The organism is Streptomyces sp. NPDC012637 (assembly GCF_042954805.1).
GTDB lineage: Bacteria > Actinomycetota > Actinomycetes > Streptomycetales > Streptomycetaceae > Streptomyces.
Map to the genome: position 1 here is coordinate 235,355 of NZ_JBIBDS010000007.1, position 16,956 is coordinate 252,310.

Annotated in this window: 18 protein-coding genes; 9 read left to right on the plus strand and 9 right to left on the minus strand. The window is 74.8% G+C overall.

The window, feature by feature from the left end; genetic code table 11:
* The first annotated feature begins 40 nt into the window (after positions 1–40).
* The 3 genes from ACFY8W_RS26865 to ACFY8W_RS26875 are packed head-to-tail and all read left to right on the plus strand — an operon-like array spanning position 41 to position 1,916.
* Positions 41–928 carry a DeoR family transcriptional regulator gene (locus ACFY8W_RS26865; protein ID WP_391110188.1) on the plus strand — a complete coding sequence of 296 codons (888 nt, stop codon included), beginning with the start codon at positions 41–43 and terminating at the stop codon, positions 926–928.
* On the plus strand, positions 925–1,362 hold the full coding sequence (locus ACFY8W_RS26870) for an SRPBCC family protein (protein ID WP_391110194.1): 438 nt from the start codon (positions 925–927) through the stop codon (positions 1,360–1,362). Before ACFY8W_RS26865 ends, ACFY8W_RS26870 begins: the two co-directional genes overlap by 4 nt.
* A 53-nt stretch (positions 1,363–1,415) precedes the next feature.
* Entirely contained in the window at positions 1,416–1,916 is a 501-nt protein-coding gene (locus tag ACFY8W_RS26875) for an SRPBCC family protein (protein ID WP_391110197.1), read from the plus strand.
* Here the strand turns inward: ACFY8W_RS26875 and ACFY8W_RS26880 are convergent.
* Positions 1,876–2,994 carry a pyridoxal-phosphate dependent enzyme gene (locus ACFY8W_RS26880; RefSeq protein ID WP_391110199.1) on the minus strand — a complete coding sequence of 373 codons (1,119 nt, stop codon included), beginning with the start codon at positions 2,992–2,994 and terminating at the stop codon, positions 1,876–1,878. The genes ACFY8W_RS26875 and ACFY8W_RS26880 overlap by 41 nt on opposite strands.
* A gap of 205 nt (positions 2,995–3,199) precedes the next feature.
* Here ACFY8W_RS26880 and ACFY8W_RS26885 point away from each other — a divergent pair, with 205 nt between their 5' ends.
* Together ACFY8W_RS26885 and ACFY8W_RS26890 are read left to right on the plus strand one after the other, a co-directional pair.
* Positions 3,200–3,478, plus strand: coding sequence for a hypothetical protein (locus ACFY8W_RS26885; RefSeq protein WP_391110202.1), 279 nt, complete (start codon positions 3,200–3,202; stop codon positions 3,476–3,478).
* A 426-nt stretch (positions 3,479–3,904) separates the two neighbouring features.
* The gene (locus tag ACFY8W_RS26890) at positions 3,905–4,465 is read left to right on the plus strand and encodes an ATP-binding protein (RefSeq protein WP_391110205.1); all 561 of its coding nucleotides are present in this window, start codon (positions 3,905–3,907) and stop codon (positions 4,463–4,465) included.
* 132 nt (positions 4,466–4,597) lie between these two features.
* Here the strand turns inward: ACFY8W_RS26890 and ACFY8W_RS26895 are convergent, their stop codons facing one another.
* The 3 genes from ACFY8W_RS26895 to ACFY8W_RS26905 are packed head-to-tail and all read right to left on the minus strand — an operon-like array spanning position 4,598 to position 8,207.
* Positions 4,598–7,147 (minus strand): FtsX-like permease family protein, encoded by a 2,550-nt coding sequence (locus tag ACFY8W_RS26895; RefSeq protein ID WP_391110208.1) that lies wholly within the window; start codon positions 7,145–7,147, stop codon positions 4,598–4,600.
* Complete coding sequence (locus tag ACFY8W_RS26900) at positions 7,144–7,911, minus strand: ATP-binding cassette domain-containing protein (RefSeq protein WP_391110210.1); 768 nt, start codon at positions 7,909–7,911, stop codon at positions 7,144–7,146. Before ACFY8W_RS26900 ends, ACFY8W_RS26895 begins: the two co-directional genes overlap by 4 nt.
* On the minus strand, positions 7,908–8,207 hold the full coding sequence (locus ACFY8W_RS26905) for an SHOCT domain-containing protein (protein WP_391110213.1): 300 nt from the start codon (positions 8,205–8,207) through the stop codon (positions 7,908–7,910). The genes ACFY8W_RS26900 and ACFY8W_RS26905 overlap by 4 nt, the downstream gene beginning before the upstream one ends.
* Before the next feature lie 171 nt (positions 8,208–8,378).
* On the opposite strand from ACFY8W_RS26905, the gene ACFY8W_RS26910 reads away from it, so the two are divergent.
* A complete protein-coding gene (locus tag ACFY8W_RS26910; RefSeq protein ID WP_391110216.1) occupies positions 8,379–9,014 on the plus strand; it encodes a TetR family transcriptional regulator C-terminal domain-containing protein in 636 nt (211 codons plus the stop codon).
* A 16-nt stretch (positions 9,015–9,030) separates the two neighbouring features.
* The gene (locus tag ACFY8W_RS26915; RefSeq protein WP_391110219.1) at positions 9,031–9,612 is read left to right on the plus strand and encodes a DUF4865 family protein; all 582 of its coding nucleotides are present in this window, start codon (positions 9,031–9,033) and stop codon (positions 9,610–9,612) included.
* 46 nt (positions 9,613–9,658) lie between these two features.
* Here the strand turns inward: ACFY8W_RS26915 and cpt are convergent, their stop codons facing one another.
* From cpt to ACFY8W_RS26930, 3 genes are read right to left on the minus strand one after another with little or no spacing between them, the layout of a single operon-like run.
* A complete protein-coding gene (cpt, locus tag ACFY8W_RS26920) occupies positions 9,659–10,180 on the minus strand; it encodes a chloramphenicol phosphotransferase CPT (RefSeq protein ID WP_391111044.1) in 522 nt (173 codons plus the stop codon).
* A 54-nt stretch (positions 10,181–10,234) separates the two neighbouring features.
* Positions 10,235–11,035: a methyltransferase gene (locus tag ACFY8W_RS26925; RefSeq protein WP_391110222.1), complete on the minus strand. Its 801-nt coding sequence runs from the start codon at positions 11,033–11,035 to the stop codon at positions 10,235–10,237.
* Positions 11,036–11,046: 11 nt separating this feature from the next.
* A complete protein-coding gene (locus ACFY8W_RS26930) occupies positions 11,047–12,279 on the minus strand; it encodes an ROK family protein (protein ID WP_391110225.1) in 1,233 nt (410 codons plus the stop codon).
* A 149-nt stretch (positions 12,280–12,428) separates the two neighbouring features.
* On the opposite strand from ACFY8W_RS26930, the gene ACFY8W_RS26935 reads away from it, so the two are divergent.
* Together ACFY8W_RS26935 and ACFY8W_RS26940 are read left to right on the plus strand one after the other, a co-directional pair.
* Positions 12,429–13,673, plus strand: a complete 1,245-nt coding sequence (locus tag ACFY8W_RS26935) for an MFS transporter (protein ID WP_391110229.1) — start codon at positions 12,429–12,431, stop codon at positions 13,671–13,673.
* 8 nt (positions 13,674–13,681) lie between these two features.
* The gene (locus ACFY8W_RS26940) at positions 13,682–14,434 is read left to right on the plus strand and encodes a maleylpyruvate isomerase family mycothiol-dependent enzyme (RefSeq protein WP_391110232.1); all 753 of its coding nucleotides are present in this window, start codon (positions 13,682–13,684) and stop codon (positions 14,432–14,434) included.
* A gap of 19 nt (positions 14,435–14,453) precedes the next feature.
* Here ACFY8W_RS26940 and ACFY8W_RS26945 read toward each other — a convergent pair whose 3' ends face one another.
* Entirely contained in the window at positions 14,454–15,119 is a 666-nt protein-coding gene (locus ACFY8W_RS26945; RefSeq protein ID WP_391110234.1) for a response regulator, read from the minus strand.
* Positions 15,116–16,246, minus strand: a complete 1,131-nt coding sequence (locus ACFY8W_RS26950; RefSeq protein ID WP_391111046.1) for a histidine kinase — start codon at positions 16,244–16,246, stop codon at positions 15,116–15,118. The genes ACFY8W_RS26945 and ACFY8W_RS26950 overlap by 4 nt, the downstream gene beginning before the upstream one ends.
* Positions 16,247–16,956: the final 710 nt, after the last annotated feature.

The window sequence follows — 16,956 nt, forward strand, 5'->3', positions numbered from 1 at the left end:
CGATTTCCTGGCTTCCCCTCGGAAAGGACCGGCCCCGGCGGTGAGTGACAATCAGAACCTCCTCGCGGAGCAGCGGCGCGCCCTGATTCTCGACGAGGTGCGCCGTCGCGGAGGTGTACGGGTCAACGAGCTGACCCGGCGCCTCAACGTCTCCGACATGACGGTGCGCCGGGACCTGGACGCGCTGGCCCGGCAGGGCATGGTGGCGAAGGTGCACGGCGGCGCGGTGCCGGTGGTCGAGGCGAGCACGCACGAGCCGGGCTTCGAGGCGAAGTCGGCGCTCGAGCTGGGCGCCAAGGAGGAGATCGCCCGGGCCGCGGCGCGGATGGTGCGCCCCGGGACGGCCATCGCGCTGTCGGGCGGTACGACGACGTACGCGCTGGCGCGGCACCTCCTGGACGTGCCGGACCTGACGGTGGTGACGAACTCGGTGCGGGTCGCGGACGTGTTCCACGAGGCGCAGCAGGCGGGTTCCGGCGCGGAGCCGCGGCCCGGGGCGGCGACGGTGGTGCTGACGGGCGGGGTGCGGACGCCGTCGGACGCGCTGGTGGGTCCGGTGGCCGACCAGGCGATCCGCTCGCTCCACTTCGACGCGCTGTTCCTCGGGGTGCACGGCATCTCGGTGGAGGCAGGCCTGTCGACGCCCAACCTGGCGGAGGCGGAGACCAACCGGCGTCTGGTCCGCTCGGCGCGCCGGGTGGTGGTGGTCGCGGACCACACCAAGTGGGGGACGGTGGGCCTGAGTTCCTTCGCGACGCTGGACGAGGTGGACGCGCTGGTGACGGACCGGGGCGTGTCGGAACGGGTGCGCGGTGAGATGGCGGAGCACCTGCCGGGTCTGGTCGTGGCGGGCGAGGAGGACGCGGACGCCGTCGACGTGCTGGACGAGGGCTCCGGGGACCCCGACGCGGCGGACCCGTCGGCGTGAGCCGGTTCCGGATCGAACGGCTCGCGCCGCTGGCGCCCGCCGAGGCGTGGCGGCGGCTCACGGACTGGCCGGCGCACGGCGCGCTGGTCCCGCTCACCCGGACGACGGTCCTGACGCCGGGCCCGAACGCGGTGGGGACGCGCTTCACGGCGCGCACGGGTGTCGGCCGGTTCGGCTTCGACGACCCGATGGAGGTCGTGCGCCTGGATCCGCCCGGCCCGGGCCGACCGGGTGTGTGCCGGCTGGTCAAGCAGGGACGGGTGGTGCGCGGCCGGGCCTCGTTCGAGGTGTCCGGGACACCCTCGGGCGGCAGCCGGGTGGTGTGGACCGAGGAGCTGCGGGTGTGGGGCGTGCCGGCCGCGCTCGACCCGGTGCTCGCGGCGGCGGGACGGCTTGTGTTCGGACGTGCGCTCGACGTACTGCTGCGCGACTGACGGCTTGTCAGATACGGTGGTGGGCCACGACCCGTCCGACGGGAGGAACGGTCATGCAACGCCGACTCCGGCCGGTGGAGCTCGACTTCACCGAGTCAGCACCCCTGCGCCTGGTGTTCACCGCCGACTTGACCGCTCCGCCCGCCGCGGTCTTCCGCTCGCTCGCGGTGGAACTGGGCAGCACTCCCGCGTGGTTCACCGCGGTCACGTCCGCGACGCCGACCGACGGCGGGGCCGGCCGGACGGTCCGGCTGCGCGGCGGGATCGAGTTCCGCGAGACGATCCTGGCGCATGACCCGGCCGTCCGCTACGCGTACCGGGTCGACGAGACCAACGCGCCGGGCGTCACCGCCCTCCTGGAGGAGTGGGCCCTCTCCCCCGCGGCGGACGGCACCCGGGTCCGCTGGACCATGGCGGTCGACGGCAACGGGGCCTGCAGGACGGTCATGCGGCTGGCCCGGCCGGGCGTCGGCAGGTCCTTCCGGGACGCGATGCGCAGCCTGGACCGGCGGCTCACTCCGGCCAGACACCCGTCGCCAGGAACTGCTCGATAGCCGCGCTGTACGGCGCGATGTCGAGGCCCTGCCCGGCCAGCCACTCGTCCGAGTAGTACTTGTCGAGGTACCGCTCGCCCGGGTCGCAGATGAGGGTGACGACGCTGCCGGTGCGCCGCTCGGCGACCATCTCGGCGACGATCTTCAACGCGCTCCACAGGCCGGTGCCGGTGGAGCCGCCCGCCTTGCGGCCGATCGCGGCCTCCAGGGCCCGCACGGCGGCCACGCTCGCCGCGTCGGGCACCTTCATCATGCGGTCGACGGCACCGGGCACGAAGCTCGGCTCCATGCGCGGGCGGCCGATGCCCTCGATGCGCGAGCCGCAGTCCGCGGTGGCGTCCGGGTCCTCGTGCACCCAGCCGTCGAAGAAGCAGGAGTTCTCGGGGTCGGCGACGCAGATGCGGGTGTCGTACTGCATGTAGTGCACGTAGCGGGCGATCGTCGCCGAGGTGCCGCCGGTGCCGGCGGTGGCGACGATCCACGCGGGCTCGGGATAGCGCTCCAGCTTCAGCTGCTGGTACATCGACTCGGCGATGTTGTTGTTGCCGCGCCAGTCGGTGGCCCGCTCGGCGTAGGTGAACTGGTCCATGTAGTGGCCGCCGGTGCGCCTGGCGAGGGCGGCGGCCTCCTCGTACATCGTCCGCGAGTCGTCGACGAAGTGGCACTGCCCGCCGTGGAACTCGATGAGCCGGCACTTCTCGTGGCTGGTGGTGCGGGGCATGACGGCGATGAAGGGGACACCGATCAGCTTGGCGAAGTACGCCTCGGACACGGCGGTCGAGCCGCTGGAGGCCTCGATGACGGGCGCACCGGGCCGGATCCAGCCGTTGCACAGGCCGTAGAGGAACAGCGAGCGGGCGAGCCGGTGCTTGAGGCTGCCGGTGGGGTGGGTCGACTCGTCCTTGAGGTACAGGTCGATGCCCCAGCTCTCGGGCAGCGGGAAGCGCAGCAGATGGGTGTCGGCCGAGCGGTTGGCGTCGGCGTGGACCTTGCGGACGGCTTCCTTGAGCCAGGCGCGGTACGCGACGTCGCTGCGGTCGACGTCGACGGTGGCCATCGGGCTTGCGGTGCTGATCATGCGTGCGTGCCTCTTCTCGTGCTGCCCAGGGGGTTGCCCACGGGGTTGCCCACCACTCGACAATACCGCTCTCACCTGGGCAAACGTTCTCTTTGAGGGTCCATAGGAGTGCCTTGCAGACGCCGCCGCGAAGGGCGTTCTGGTGCCGGCGGCCGCGGCCCGGCACACTGGGGGCAGGCAGTCTGCGCGAAGGGGGCGGAGCACCATGTCGGAGCCCGAGTTCACGGCCACGGGAGTACGCATCGACCGCTGGCCCCGTTCGCTGACCCGCGCGGGCGAGGTCCGCATCGAGGACGGACGGCTGTCGCTCCTGACGAGTTACGGCAGCGAGATCGACAGCGCGCCGCTGGGCAAGGTCCGGGCGGGCCGGCCCTGGTTCGCCAAGCCCGACGAGGCGGTGGCGACGGTGAACGGCACGCGCTACCGGATCTCGGGGTCCGGACGGCTGCTCGATGCCCTGAAGCGGGCCACGACGAAGTCCTGACCCGAGGCGCGACCGGACCTGGACCGGACTTCTGCACGGCCTTGACCTGCGCCGCCGCCCGGCCCTGACCTGGCCCCCCTGCCAGCACCTGACCTGCGCCGCTGCCCGGGACTGTCCTGCACCACTGCCCGGCCCCGACCTGCACCACTCCCCGGCCCTGACCGGCGCCGCTGATTCCGGCGCCGATCCCCGGCGCCGCTTTGGGCCCCATCGGGCCCCCTCCCGGTCCCGATCCGGGTCACGACACGGCCCTGACCTGCGGCGGGTCGCCGCGAGTTGCGGCGGTATCACCACTGGTTCACCCTGGAACCACCTCACCGAGGGTTTACCGGCGGTGACGCTGCGAACCAGCCACCGTCCTGCTACACCGCATGACAGATCCGAATCTCCGTCTTCTTCCGGACCTCACTTCGGGGAGTCGCAGCCGTGATCAGCGAGCCCAGCAGGTACTGCACGGTGGAGCTCCAAGCCCTGCCGTCGCGGATCGGTCAGGTCCGCAGAATCGTTTCGGCGCATCTGCGCCACTGGCAGCTCGATGCTTTGATCGACCATGCCACGCTCGGTGTCACCGAGCTCCTGACCAATGTCCACCGGCACGCCCAGCCCGACAAGACGTGCACCGTCGAGGTCGAGCTGCTGCTCGACCGGCTCACCGTCTCCGTCCGCGACAACGATCCGCGGATACCGGAGGTGGCCGAATCCCAGGACGCGACCGAAGAGTTCGCCACCTCGGGACGCGGCCTCGCCATCATCGAGGCGATGAGCGAGAGCTGGGGCGTCCGCCCGCACGGCGACTCCGGCAAGGTCGTCTGGTTCACCCTCCAGGCACCCGTCTCGTCGGTCCACCTGGCCCCGCGGGCCCGGGTCGTCCACGGCGCCACGACCGTCGGCCCGTTCGCCGACCTCCGGTTGGACACGGTCCCGTTCGGTCTGCCCGACGAGCCCGTGCGCACGCCGGCCGCGGCGCGCCCGGCCCTGGCGCACTGATCTCCCGGCGCGCTGAGGCGCCGACGTCCCGACGTCCCGGCATCTGACGCGCCGGCGCCCCGAAGCCCGGACCTCCCGCCGCGCGCGCTCGTACGGGCGACACCCACGGCGCCGCCCGTACGAGGTGTCCCCTCACTCCGTCGCGATCGCGCGCAGTACGTCCAGGCGAGCCGCCCTGCGGGCCGGGCGCCAGGCGGCGACGGCGCCCACGCCGAGGCCGACGAGGGCGACCGCCGCGAGTCGCGCGGGCGGCAGCGCGAAGGTGAACGCGCCGTCCGACGCGCCGTCGGACGCCCGCACCAGGACCCAGCCGAGGAATCCGCCGAGCAGCAGTCCGCCGGCTGTGCCGAAGGCGGCGACCAGGACGGACTCCCAGCGGACCATGGCCGCCAGCTGGGACCTGGTCTGGCCGACGGCCCGCAGCAGGCCGAGTTCACGGGTGCGCTCGTGGACCGCGAGGGTCAGGGTGTTGGCGATGCCGAGCAGGGCGATCAGGACCGCGAGCGCGAGCAGCGCGTAGACGAGCGTCAGCATCATGTCGATGCCGGCCGCAGACGACTCCGCGTACTCGTCGCGGGTCTGGACCTCGGGACCGCCGTACCGCTGCGCGACCTGCTCCACCGCGGCCTTGCCCGCCCCGGCGGACACGCCGTCCCGGAAGCTCACGGCGACCAGCCGGTCCGCGTCCTGGGCGCGGTGCGGGGCCCAGGCCTGACGGGTGAGCAGGTAGTCGCCGGCGAGCTCGGAGCGTTCGTAGACGGCGCGGACGGTGAAGGTGTGCCGGGTGCCGTCGGTGAAGGCGAGTTCGGCCGTGCGGCCCGGTGCGAGTCCGTGCTGTGCCGCCTCGTCGTCCGCGACCGCCAGCCCGTCCGTACCGAGCCCGTCCAGCGAGCCGTGTACGGTGCCGAGGTCGAGGACGCGGGCGAGCGCGGCCGGGTCCGTCACGGTCAGGGCGCGGCCCCGGCCGTCGACCTCCGCGACGCCCCGGCCGAGGCCGACCGCGGTGTCGACCTCGGGGAGTCCGGCCACGGCGGGCGCGAGACGCGGGCTGAGGCCGCTGCCGCCCGCGCCGAACGAGGGCGTGCCGACGGCGACGTCGCCCGCGAAGGACCGGGAGACCGTGTCGTCCATGGTCGCCTTGAGCGAGGCGCCGAAGACGGTGAAGAGCGAGACGACGGCGACACCGGTCATCAGCGCGGTGGCGGTGGCGGCGGTGCGCCGCGGGCTGCGCAGCGCGTTGCGGCGCGCGAGACGACGGTTGGTGCCGCGCAGCGGGCCGCCGAGGATCCGGATCGCGTACGAGGAGGCGACCGGGCCCAGCACGACGAACGCGGCGAGCGCGAGCACCGCACCGCTGCCGGCGAGCCACAGCGAGGGCGTGGCCAGGACGCCGGTCAGGACGAGGCCCACGGCGAGCGCGAGCAGTCCGGTGCCGGCCGCGGTGCGGCCGCGCGAGGCCGCGGAGTCGTCGACGGCGGTCTCGCGCAGGGCGGCGAGCGGCGCGGTGCGCCCGGCGCGTACCGCCGGCAGCAGGGCCGAGCCGACGCAGACGACGAGTCCGACGGCGAACGGCAGCACCAGCGAGGGCGTGCCGATCACCAGGTCACCCTCGGGGAAGGGAAAGCCGACGGCCGGGAAGAGGGCCTGGAGCCCGGCGGCGATGCCGATGCCGCCGAGGAGTCCGGCCGCCGAGGCGAGCACCGCGACGACGACCGCCTCGGCCAGCGTCATCGAGACGACCTGGCGGCGCCCGGCGCCGAGGGCGCGCAGCAGCGCGTTCTCGCGGGTGCGCTGCGCGACCACGATGGCGAAGGTGTTGTGGATCGAGAACACCGAGACCAGCAGCGCGACCCCGCTGAACACCAGGAGCAGCGTGGTGAACAGGTCCAGGAAGCGGCCGGAGATCATCTCGTTGCTCTCCTCGGTGGCCTGCTGCCCGCTGACGGCCTCGACGCCGTCGGGGAGTACGGGCGCGAGCGCCTGGACCAGCGCGTCCTGGGAGGTGCCGGGGCCGGCCCGGACGAGGACGTCGGTGGCCCGGCCGGGCTTGGGTGCCAGGTACCTCTCGGCGTCGGCGCGGGTCATGCCGGTGTAGGTGACCTGGCCCATGCCGTCCGCGCCTCCGAAGGTGGCGAGGCCGACGACGGTCACGCGCACCGGGTCGGGCGTGCGCAGGACGGTGGCGGCGCCGAGCGTGAGACCGCCGGCCTCGGCGGCGCCGCGGTTGACGACGACCTCACCGCTCTTCCGCGGGGCGCGGCCCTCGGCGAGGGCGTACGGGTTGAGTGCGGGGTCCTGGATCCAGTTGCCGGCGAGGGTGGGCGGGCCCTGCCCGCCGACGGGCTCGCCGTCGGCTCCGACGAGCTGGCCGGCTCCTTCGATGCGCGGGACGGCAGCCGCCACGCCGGGCACCCGGGCGATCCGCTCGGCGAGGGCGGCGTCGACGGGGCTGCGGGTGCCCTGGGCCTCGCCGGCGGCGGTCACCACGGTCGCGCTGCGGACGACGGCGTCGGTGCCGCTGTTGGCGTTGCCGAAGAGGGTGTCGAAGTTCGCGCGCAGGGTGTCGCCCATGACGAGGGTGCCGGCGAGGAAGGCGACGCCGAGCAGTACGGCGGTGAAGGTGCCGAGGAAGCGGCGCCGGTGGGTGCGCAGGGCGGCGAGGCCGAGACGGACGACGGTCACGTCACCGCTCCTCTGCCGTCGAGGGACTTCATCCGGTCCAGGACGCGCTCGGCCGTCGGGTCCCGCATCCGGTCGACGAGCCGCCCGTCCGCGAGGAACACGACCTCGTCGGCGTGGGCGGCGGCGACCGGGTCGTGGGTGACCATGACGACCGTGCGGCCGGTGTTCCGTACGGTGTCGCCGAGCAGTCGCAGCACCTCCTCTCCGGAGCGGGAGTCGAGGTTGCCGGTGGGTTCGTCGGCGAAGACGACGTCCGGACTGCCGGCGAAGGCCCGGGCCACGGCGACCCGCTGCTGCTGCCCGCCGGAGAGCTGACCCGGGCGGTGGTGGAGCCGGTCGCGCAGCCCGACGGCGTCGACGAGGGCGTCGAGCCGGGCCTGGTCGGGGGCGACGCCCGCGAGGTCCAGGGGGAGGGTGATGTTCTCGGCGACGGTGAGCGTCGGCAGCAGGTTGAAGGCCTGGAAGACGAAGCCGATGCGCTCGCGCCGCAGCAGCGTGAGCCGTCGGTCGTCGAGGGCGGACAGATCGGTGTCGCCGACGAGGGCGGAGCCCGAGGTGAGGGTGTCGAGCCCGGCGGCGCAGTGCATGAGGGTGGACTTGCCGGAGCCCGAGGGCCCCATGATCGCGGTGAAGCGGCCAGCGGGGAAGTCGACGCTCACCCCGTCCAGGGCTCTGACCTCGGTGTCTCCGATCCCGTAGACCTTCACGGCGTCGACGACCCGCGCCGCGGCGGGGCGGGTGGTCCGGAGGGCGGTGGTGGTCATGCCCGCCGCCCCTTGTCCCCGCCGAGCCGGCCGAACTGCTCCTCCAGGACGGTCAGCCGGCGCCAGTACTCGTCCTCGTCGATCTCGCCGGCCGCGAAGCGGTGGCCGAGCAGCGCGATCGGCGAGCGCTCGTCGACGCCGGCGGACGGGCGGGGGCCGCCGAGGAAGCCGGGGCCGCAGTGGCGGCGCCGTCCGAAGCGGCGCAGGACGGTGACGACCGTGACGATCACGGCCGCCCAGACGAGCGGGAAGAAGAGGATCCAGGGGCCTGGTCCCGCATGGGCGAGGGTGTTCATCGTCGTTCGGCTCCTCGTGCGTTCGTGCCTTGGGTGGTGCTTCGAGACTCGCTCCACCAGGGCCTCCGGGTCGTCGTACGGCCAGCGGCTTCGCGCGTACGACGACGGGAGTAGGACGGGGGCCGGCGACTGCTCCTGGATTCTGTACCTACTGGTATGTACAGTGACGCCATGAGTACGCGTACGAGCGCGAGCGCCTCCGCGAGCGCGGTCGCCGCCACGGCCACGAGCACCGCCACGAGCACGTCCGAACGCCTGGTCGAAGCCACCCGCGAGCTGCTGTGGGAGCGCGGCTACGTCGGCACGAGTCCCAAGGCCATCCAGCAGGCGGCCGGGGCGGGCCAGGGCAGCATGTACCACCACTTCGCCGGCAAGCCCGACCTGGCCCTCGCCGCGATCCGGCGCACGGCGGAGGAGATGCGCGCGGGCGCCGAGCGGGTGCTCGGCGGGCCGGGGACGGCATACGCCCGGATCGAGGCGTATCTGCTGCGCGAGCGCGACGTGCTGCGCGGCTGCCCGCTGGGGCGGCTGACGATGGACCCCGACGTGATCGCGAGCGACGAGCTGCGCGCGCCGGTCGACGAGACGCTGGACTGGCTGCGCGGCCGGCTCGCCGGGATCGTCCGGGAAGGCCTGGACGACGGGGAGTTCGACGGTCCGCTGAACGCCGACGAGATCGCGTCGACGGTCGTCGCGACCGTCCAGGGCGGCTACGTCCTGGCCCGCGCCTCGGGCTCCGCCGCCGCCTTCGACGGCGCCGTACGCGGACTGCTCGCGCTGCTGACACCCCGTACCCGACGACGCTGAGCCGAGGAGCCGGACCGTGCACGCCATGCAGTACGACATCACGCTGCCCGCGGACTACGACATGGAGATCATCCGCAAGCGGGTCGCGACCCGGGGCCATCTCCTGGACGACTTCCCCGGACTCGGCCTGAAGGCGTACCTGATGCGCGAGCGGGAGGACGGCTCGCCGGTCAACCAGTACGCGCCGTTCTACCTGTGGGCCGCCGCGGCCGGGATGAACGCCTTCCTGTGGGGCCCCGGTTTCCAGGGCATCGTGAACGACTTCGGCCGGCCCGTGGTCCGGCACTGGACGGTGCTCGCGTACGACGAGGGCCCGGCGGCCTCGGCGCCGCCGCGCGGCGCCACCCGGCAGCGCCGCGCGCTCCCCGACGGCATCCCGCCCGCCGAGGCGGTCACCGCCGAACTCGCCCGCCACGGCCGGGAGTCGGCGACCGAGGGCGTGGTGGCGCGGGCGCTCGCCGTGGACCCGCGCCACTGGGAGCTGCTGAGCTTCACGCTGTGGGCCGATGCGGCCCCGGACGAGCCGGGCGACCGCTTCCAGGTGCTGCACCTGTCGGCGCCGGGACGGCGGGACCTGCCGAACGGCCGGCTGTGGTGAGCCGGCTCGCCCGGAGCGGTCGGCCCCGGAGCCGGGCCGGCAGTGGTCAGCCGACGCGTGCGGCGACGACCCGGGCGCAGTCGAGCGACTCGGCGTGCGAGGTGTCGACCTCCAGGTCGTAGGTCACGCCCTGGTGGACCAGGTCCGCCTGCTGGGCGGCCATGCCGGGAGTGCGGTCGCCGCGGGCGACCTCGCGGGCCGCGGCGACCTCGGCGTCGCAGCGGACGCCGACCCACAGCACCTCCAGGCCTTCGGTGGCCTCGCGCCAGCGCTCCTGGGAGGCGGCGCCGCCGAGGAAGACGTCGTCCACGACGATCCGGGCGCCCGCCCGGACCATCTCCACGACGCCCTTCGTCCAGGCCTTCTCGAGCGTCCGGAACTCCGCCCCGACGCTCACACCGCCGTCCTCGGCGAACTCGATCCCGCCCTCCGCGCCCTGCAGCTTGTCCGGCAGCGCGTCGACGAAGTCGTCCACGCTGAAGGCGAGCCAGTGGCCGGGAAGCACGTCCTGGAGACAGCGGACCATCCGGGACTTACCGGAGCTCGAACCGCCGTTGAGAATGATCATCTGGGTCGTCACCGGGTCACCTTAGGGCGCGCGGCGGGCGGGACCCAGCGGATTTCAGTCGACCGGCACCAGCGTGAGGTAGGCGATGCCGAGGACGGAGCGGTAGCCGAGCCACTGCGCGCGCTGGCGGTCGACGCGCGCCCGGGTCTCCGCGGCGAGCGGGTGGTCCGGGTGGGCGGCGAGCCAGACTTCTGTGGCGTGGCGGTAGCCGGACTCGAACTCCTCCCACTCCTCCGGGCTCGCCGTCTCGATCCAGGCCGGACGGAAGCCCGCCTCGACGGCGAGGTCGACGAGCGCGTCCAGGAGCAGGTGGTCGCCCGCGTGGGCGCCGGGCCACATCCTGGAGAGTTCGGCGTCGGTGGGCGGGTGCTGCCAGAATCCCTCGCCGAGCACCACGCGGCCGCCCGGCCGTACGAGGCGGCGCAGTTCGCGCAGGACGACGGCCGGGTCGTACGGCGACTCCGGGCCCGACTCGCACAGTGCCTGGCCGGAGCCGAGGCACAGCACGACGTCGGCGGGGCCCCGGGTGGTGCCGAGCGCGGACTCCTCGACGTACTCCACCCGTTCGGCGAGACCGCGGTCCGCGGCGAGCCGGCGGCCGAGTTCGAGGTCGGCGCCGTTGATGTCGATGCCGGTGCCCTTCGCCCCGGGGGCGGCGTCCAGCACCCGCAGCAGCAACTCGCCCCAGCCGCAGCCGATGTCGAGGACCGTGGCGGGCCCCGTGGCGGCGAGCCGTCCTATGAGGCGGGCGGCCCGGGCCTCGGAGAGCGGGCCGTGGAAGGTGAGTCCCGCCCCCAGGGTCGGCGGCTGGTCGGCGGCGGTGAGCGGGTTCGCTGCGGAGCTGGTTTCGGTCATGAGTCCGGACCCTAGTCGGTGCCGGCCGTGCCGCCCAGCGCTTTAAGGGGGTCGTCGAGGACCGGTTGCCAGGCGAGTTCGGCGGCGCCGACCAGACTGTTGTGGTCGAGGGTGCAGGGCAGGATCGGCACGCCGCCGCTGCGGCCCCACAGGCTGCGGTCGGCGACGACGGCGCGGAGCCGTACCGGGTCGGCGTCGAGGAGTTCGCGGTGGAGGCCGCCGAGGATGATCCGGTCGGGGTTGAGGATGTTGACGAGTCCGGCGAGGCCCAGGCCGAGCCGGTCGATCAACTCCTCGGTGGCGGCGCGGACTCCGGGGTCGTCGCGGTGGTCGCGGAGCAGGTCGCGCGCCTGCTGGAGGAGGGAGACCTCGGGTCCCGGCGCGCGGCCGGCGACGGTGAGGAAGGCGAGCGGGTCGGTCTCGACGTCGAGGCAGCCGCGCGAGCCGCAGTGGCAGGGGCGGCCCTCGGGGTTGACGGTGAGGTGGCCGACCTCCAGGGCGAGTCCCGAACTCCCGGTGTGCAGGCGGCCGTCGAGGACGAGCGCGCCGCCGACTCCTCGGTGCCCGGTGGCGACGCAGAGCAGGTCCTTGGCGCCGCGTCCGGCACCGTGGCGGTGCTCGGCGAGGGCCGCCAGGTTGACGTCGTTGCCGGTGAAGGCCGGACCCTCGATGCCGGCGGCGCGGACCTGCTCGGCGAAGATCTCGCGGACCGGCGCACCGGCCGGCCAGGCGAGGTGGAGCGGGTTGAGGGCGGTGCCCTCGGGCTCGGCGACGGCGGAGGGCGCGGCGAGCCCGGCGCCGACGCAGCGGCGCCCGCTGGCGCGGAGCAGCGCGGCGCCGGCCTCGACGACCGCGCCGAGCACCTGGGCCGGGTCCTCGGAGACCGTGACGCAGCCGGGTGCGGTGGCCTCGATGGTGCCGCCGAGCCCGACCAGGGCGGCACGGAAGCCGTCGGCGTGGACCTGGGCGGCGAGGGCCACGGGGCCCTTCTCGTCGACCGCGAGGCGGTGCGAGGGGCGGCCCTGGGAGCCGGCGGCGGCTCCGGGGTTGGAGTCGACGCGGATGAGGCCGAGCGCTTCGAGCTCGGCGGCGACGGCTCCGGCGGTGGCCCGGGTGACGCCGAGCTCCGCGGTGAGCACGGCGCGCGTGGGCGCCCGGCCCGTGTGCACGAGTTCGAGCGCGGGTCCGAGCGCGCTGCGCCCCCTGTCCAGCCGAGTCCGGGTCGTCGTCGCCTTGCCGTTCATGGGCCCGAGTCTCCCATGATCGCCCGCCCCGGGCCGCCCGCCTCCGGCCTCCGGCCGGTTCCGCTCCCGTGGGCGCGCCCTCGCGCCGTGGCGACGGACCCGGGACCGCCGGGTTGAATCCGCCGGGCGGAGGCCCCTATCCTTAGTTTGTGCCGCTACTAAACAAAGTACGGACGGCCGTATCAGGGGGATCCCGCGGAGACACCGCCTCCCTCTCCCTGACCCGCCTCCGCGTCGCCCTGACCCTCTTCTTCGCCCTGGACGGCTTCCTCTTCGCCGGCTGGGTGGTCCGCATCCCGGCCATCAAGCAGCAGACCGGCGCGTCCGCCGGTGATCTCGGCCTCGCCCTGCTCGGCGTGTCCGCCGGAGCCGTCGTCACCATGACGCTCACCGGACGCCTGTGCCGCCGCTACGGCAGCCACGCCGTCACCGTCGCCACCGCCGTCCTGCTCTCCCTCTCGATCGCCCTGCCGCCGCTCACCCGCTCCCCGCTCGCGCTCGGCCTGGTGCTGCTGGTCTTCGGCGCGGCGTACGGCGGGATCAACGTCGCCATGAACAGCGCGGCCGTCGACCTCGTGGCCGCGCTCCGCAGGCCCGTGATGCCGAGCTTCCACGCCGCCTTCAGCCTCGGCGGCATGCTGGGCGCCGGACTCGGCGGACTCGTCGCCGCCGGCCTCTCCCCCACCGCGCACCTGCTCTGCCTGACAGCCGCCGGCCTCGTCCTGACCGCCGCCGCCGGCCCCGTACTCCTGCGCCACCCCTCCCCCGCACCGCCCGAGTCGCTTCCCGCGCGGCCCACGGGGACCACGTCGTCCGGCGGGGCGCGGTCCGGCGGGGCGCGGTCCGGCGGGGCGCGCGGAACCGTCCTCGTCTTCGGTGTGATCGCGCTGTGCACGGCGTACGGCGAGGGCGCGCTGGCCGACTGGGGCGCCCTGCACCTGGCGCAGGACCTGCACGCGCACCCGGGAGTGGCCGCCGCCGGCTACTCGCTCTTCGCCCTCACCATGACCGCCGGCCGGCTCTCCGGCACCGCCCTGCTCGAACGCCTCGGCCAGACCCGCACCCTGGTCGCGGGCGGGCTCACCGCCGCCGCGGGCATGCTCCTCGGGGCGCTCGCCCCCACCGTGTGGGCGGCCCTGCTGGGTTTCGCGGTCACCGGCCTCGGCCTCGCCAACATCTTCCCGGTCGCCGTGGCCCGAGCGGGCGCCGTCGCGGGACCGAGCGGCGTCGCCACCGCCTCCACGCTCGGCTACGGCGGCATGCTGCTCGGGCCGCCGTCCATCGGTTTCCTGGCCGACTGGTACTCGCTGCCGGTCGCCCTCACCACCGTCGCCGTGCTCGCCGCCGGAGCCGCCGCGATGGGGCTCGCGACCCGCGGCAACCGGGCGACATAATCCGCGCCATGGACACCCTGAGCACCGACACGCACATCGACGCGCTCGACACGGCCGGCAAGGCGCTCCTGGAGGCCGCCGCGGCGGCCGGGCCCGACGCCGAGGTCGCGACCTGCCCGGGCTGGCGAGTGCGCGACCTGCTGCGGCACACCACGATGGTCCACCGCTGGGCCACCGCCTTCGTGGCCGAGGGCCACACCTCGTACCACCCCGGCGGCGACGAGACCGACCTGGACGGCGACGAACTCCTCGCCTACGTCCGCGAGGGCCACGCCCGTCTCGTCGGGGCCCTCCGCGAGGCACCCGCGGACCTGGAGTGCTGGAACTTCCTGCCCGCGCCGTCACCGCTCGCCTTCTGGGCACGGCGCCAGGCGCACGAGACGACCGTGCACCGGGCCGACGCCGAGTCCGCGCTCGCCGCCGGCCCCGGCCCGGTGGACCCGGCGCTCGCCGCCGACGGCGTGGACGAGCTGCTGCGCGCCTTCCACGGCCGTGACCGCAGCCGGGTCCGTACCGAGCGGCCGCGCACCCTGCGGGTCCGCGCCACGGACACCGGTGACGTGTGGACCGTACGGCTGTCCCCGGAGGCGCCGCGGACCACGCGGGACGCGGAAGGACCGGCCGACTGCGAGCTGAGCGGGCCCGCCGACCGGCTCTACCTGACGCTGTGGAACCGGCTGCCGCAGGAGGCCGTGACCGTGACGGGCGACGCCTCGCTCGCACTGCTGTGGCGGGAGAACTCGGCCGTCACCTGGTCGTAGCCGTCCGCCCGCTCGCGCGTCAGCCCAGCCAGCCCGGCCGGACCAGCCCCGACTCGTAGGCGAGGACGACGAGTTGGGCCCGGTCGCGGGCGCCGAGCTTCACCATGGTGCGGCTCACATGGGTCTTGGCGGTGAGCGGGCTGACCACCAGCCGGCGGGCGATCTCCTCGTTGGACAGGCCAAGACCGACCAGGGCCATCACCTCCCGCTCCCGCTCGGTGAGTTCGCCGAGCCCGGCGGCCCGCGCGGGCGCCTTCGAACGGGCCGCGAACTCCTCGATCAGCCGCCGGGTCACCCCGGGCGAGAGCAGCGCGTCGCCCTCGGTCACCGCGCGCACGGCGCGCAGCAGTTCCTCGGGCTCGGTGTCCTTCACCAGGAAGCCGGAGGCTCCGGAGCGGATGGCCTCGAAGACGTACTCGTCGAGCTCGAACGTGGTCAGCATGACCACCCTGACCGCGCCGAGTTCCGGGTCGCCGGTGATCTCGCGGGTGGCGGCGAGTCCGTCGAGCACCGGCATCCGGATGTCCATCAGGACGACGTCCGGCCGCAGTTCGCGGACCCTCGCCACCGCCTCGGCCCCGTCCGCGGCCTCGCCCGCCACCTCGACGTCGGGCTGGGCGTCCAGGAGCGCGCGGAAGCCGGCCCGTACCAGCGACTGGTCGTCGGCGAGCAGGACACTGATCACGATGACTCCTCGGGGCGTACGGGGAGACGGGCGTGCACCCGGAAGCCGCCGTCCGGCCGGGTGCCCGCCTCGATCGTGCCACCGAGCGCGGCGGCCCGCTCCCGCATTCCGGCGAGTCCGTTGCCGCTGCCCCCGGCGTCGCCGCCGGTGGCCGGCCCTTCGTCGTCGATCCGCAGGTCGAGGGCGTCGGAGCCGTGGTCGAGGACGACCGTGGCCGTCCGCGAACCCGAGTGGCGCACGACGTTGGTCAGCGCCTCCTGCACGATCCGGAACGCGGCGAGCTCGGTGCCGGGCGGGAGCCGTCTCGCCCGTCCGCGGGTCTCGGTCCGCACGGTGAGACCGGCCGCGGCGGCCTGTTCGACGAGCTCGGGGAGCCGGTCGAGACCGGGCGCGGGCGCGCGCGGCGCGTCGCCGGGCGCGCGGAGCGTGTCGAGCACCTGCCGCACCTCGCCGAGGGCCTCCTTGCTCGCCGCCTTGATGGTGGTGAGGGCGGTGCGCGCCTGCCCCGGGTCGGAGTCGAGCAAGGCTAGGCCGACACCGGCCTGGACGTTGATCACGGAGAGGGAGTGGGCCAGGACGTCGTGCAGTTCACGGGCGATCCGCAGCCGCTCCTCGTCGGCCCTGCGCCGCTCGGCGGCAGCCCGCTCGGTGCGCTCCCTGGCCCACTGCTCGCGACGGACCCGCGCCAGTTCGGAGGCGGCGAGGATCGCCACGGCGAAGGCGGCGACCGGCAGTTCCTGGCCCCAGGACGCGGCGCCGTCGCCCGGCGGCGGCAGATAGCGGTAGAGCCAGTGGGCGAGCAGCAGGTGTCCGGCCCAGAGCAGTCCGACGGCCCACCAGGCGGCCCGACGGTGCCCGTGCACGACGGCGGCGAAGCAGGCGACGGCCACGGGCACGAAGACCGGGCCGTACGGGTAACCGGCGGCCAGGTACGCCAGGGTCACCGCGGACACGCCGAGGACGACCGGGACCGGGTGGCGGTGCCGCAGGAGCAGCGGCGCGGCGGCCAGTACGAGCAGGACCCGGCCGAGGACGTCGAGGGCGACCCGGTCGGGCTGGTTGCGGGCGGCGAAGCCGGAGCCCACGAGGATGAACACGGTGACGAGGAGCGTGGACCGCCAGGGCAGCCCGCTGCCGGGCCCGCGCCACGCCCACCCTCGCCGACCGCCGTCCCGGGGATCGCCGGACCAGGGCCCGCCCCGCCACGGCCCGCCGCGCCGGAGACCGCCCGGCCACGGACCGCGAGGCCGGAGACCGCCCCCTCCTGGACCGCCGTGCCGGAATCCGCCCCGCCACGGGCCGCCGTGGCGGAGACCGCCCGGCCACGGGCCGCCAGGCCGGAGACCGCCCCTCCCTGGACCGCCGTGCCGGAATCCGCCCCGCCACGGGCCGCCGTGCCGGAACCCGCCTGTCCACGGGCCTCGGCGGCCCGGTGGCCCGTCGCCGCCGGGTTCCGGTGTGCTGGTCGGCTGTTCGTCCATGCGGCCACGCTAGACGCGGCGGGGGCGGCGGGGCGTCAGCCGGGCGGGGCGATCACTCGTACTCCACGGGGAGTACGGGCCGGGGGGAGGGGAACGGAAAGCGGGGGCGGGACGGGGTGCGCGGCGGGGATGGGAGGGCGGGCGGCGACGGGAGGGACGGGGGCGTGTGCGGGCGGGGCGGGCCTCGGACGGCGCGGGCCGTCGGGACCTCGGGACCTCGGGCGGTGTGAGCCCGCGGCGCTGGCCTCGGGCGACCGCGACCCCGCGGGCCGTCGGGACCTCGGGCGGTGCGAGGCCGCGGGCCGTCAGGGCCTCTGACGGTGCGAGCCCGCGGCGCGGGCCTTGGGCGACCGCGA

Coding starts and splice junctions, on each gene's coding strand:
- ACFY8W_RS26875 (WP_391110197.1), top strand. CDS start 1,416: ATGCAACGCCGACTCCGGCCGGTGGAGCTCGACTTCACCGAGTCAGCA.
- ACFY8W_RS26880 (WP_391110199.1), bottom strand. CDS start 2,994: ATGATCAGCACCGCAAGCCCGATGGCCACCGTCGACGTCGACCGCAGC.
- ACFY8W_RS26885 (WP_391110202.1), top strand. CDS start 3,200: ATGTCGGAGCCCGAGTTCACGGCCACGGGAGTACGCATCGACCGCTGG.
- ACFY8W_RS26900 (WP_391110210.1), bottom strand. CDS start 7,911: ATGACCACCACCGCCCTCCGGACCACCCGCCCCGCCGCGGCGCGGGTC.
- ACFY8W_RS26905 (WP_391110213.1), bottom strand. CDS start 8,207: ATGAACACCCTCGCCCATGCGGGACCAGGCCCCTGGATCCTCTTCTTC.
- ACFY8W_RS26910 (WP_391110216.1), top strand. CDS start 8,379: ATGAGTACGCGTACGAGCGCGAGCGCCTCCGCGAGCGCGGTCGCCGCC.
- cpt (WP_391111044.1), bottom strand. CDS start 10,180: ATGATCATTCTCAACGGCGGTTCGAGCTCCGGTAAGTCCCGGATGGTC.
- ACFY8W_RS26925 (WP_391110222.1), bottom strand. CDS start 11,035: ATGACCGAAACCAGCTCCGCAGCGAACCCGCTCACCGCCGCCGACCAG.
- ACFY8W_RS26930 (WP_391110225.1), bottom strand. CDS start 12,279: ATGAACGGCAAGGCGACGACGACCCGGACTCGGCTGGACAGGGGGCGC.
- ACFY8W_RS26940 (WP_391110232.1), top strand. CDS start 13,682: ATGGACACCCTGAGCACCGACACGCACATCGACGCGCTCGACACGGCC.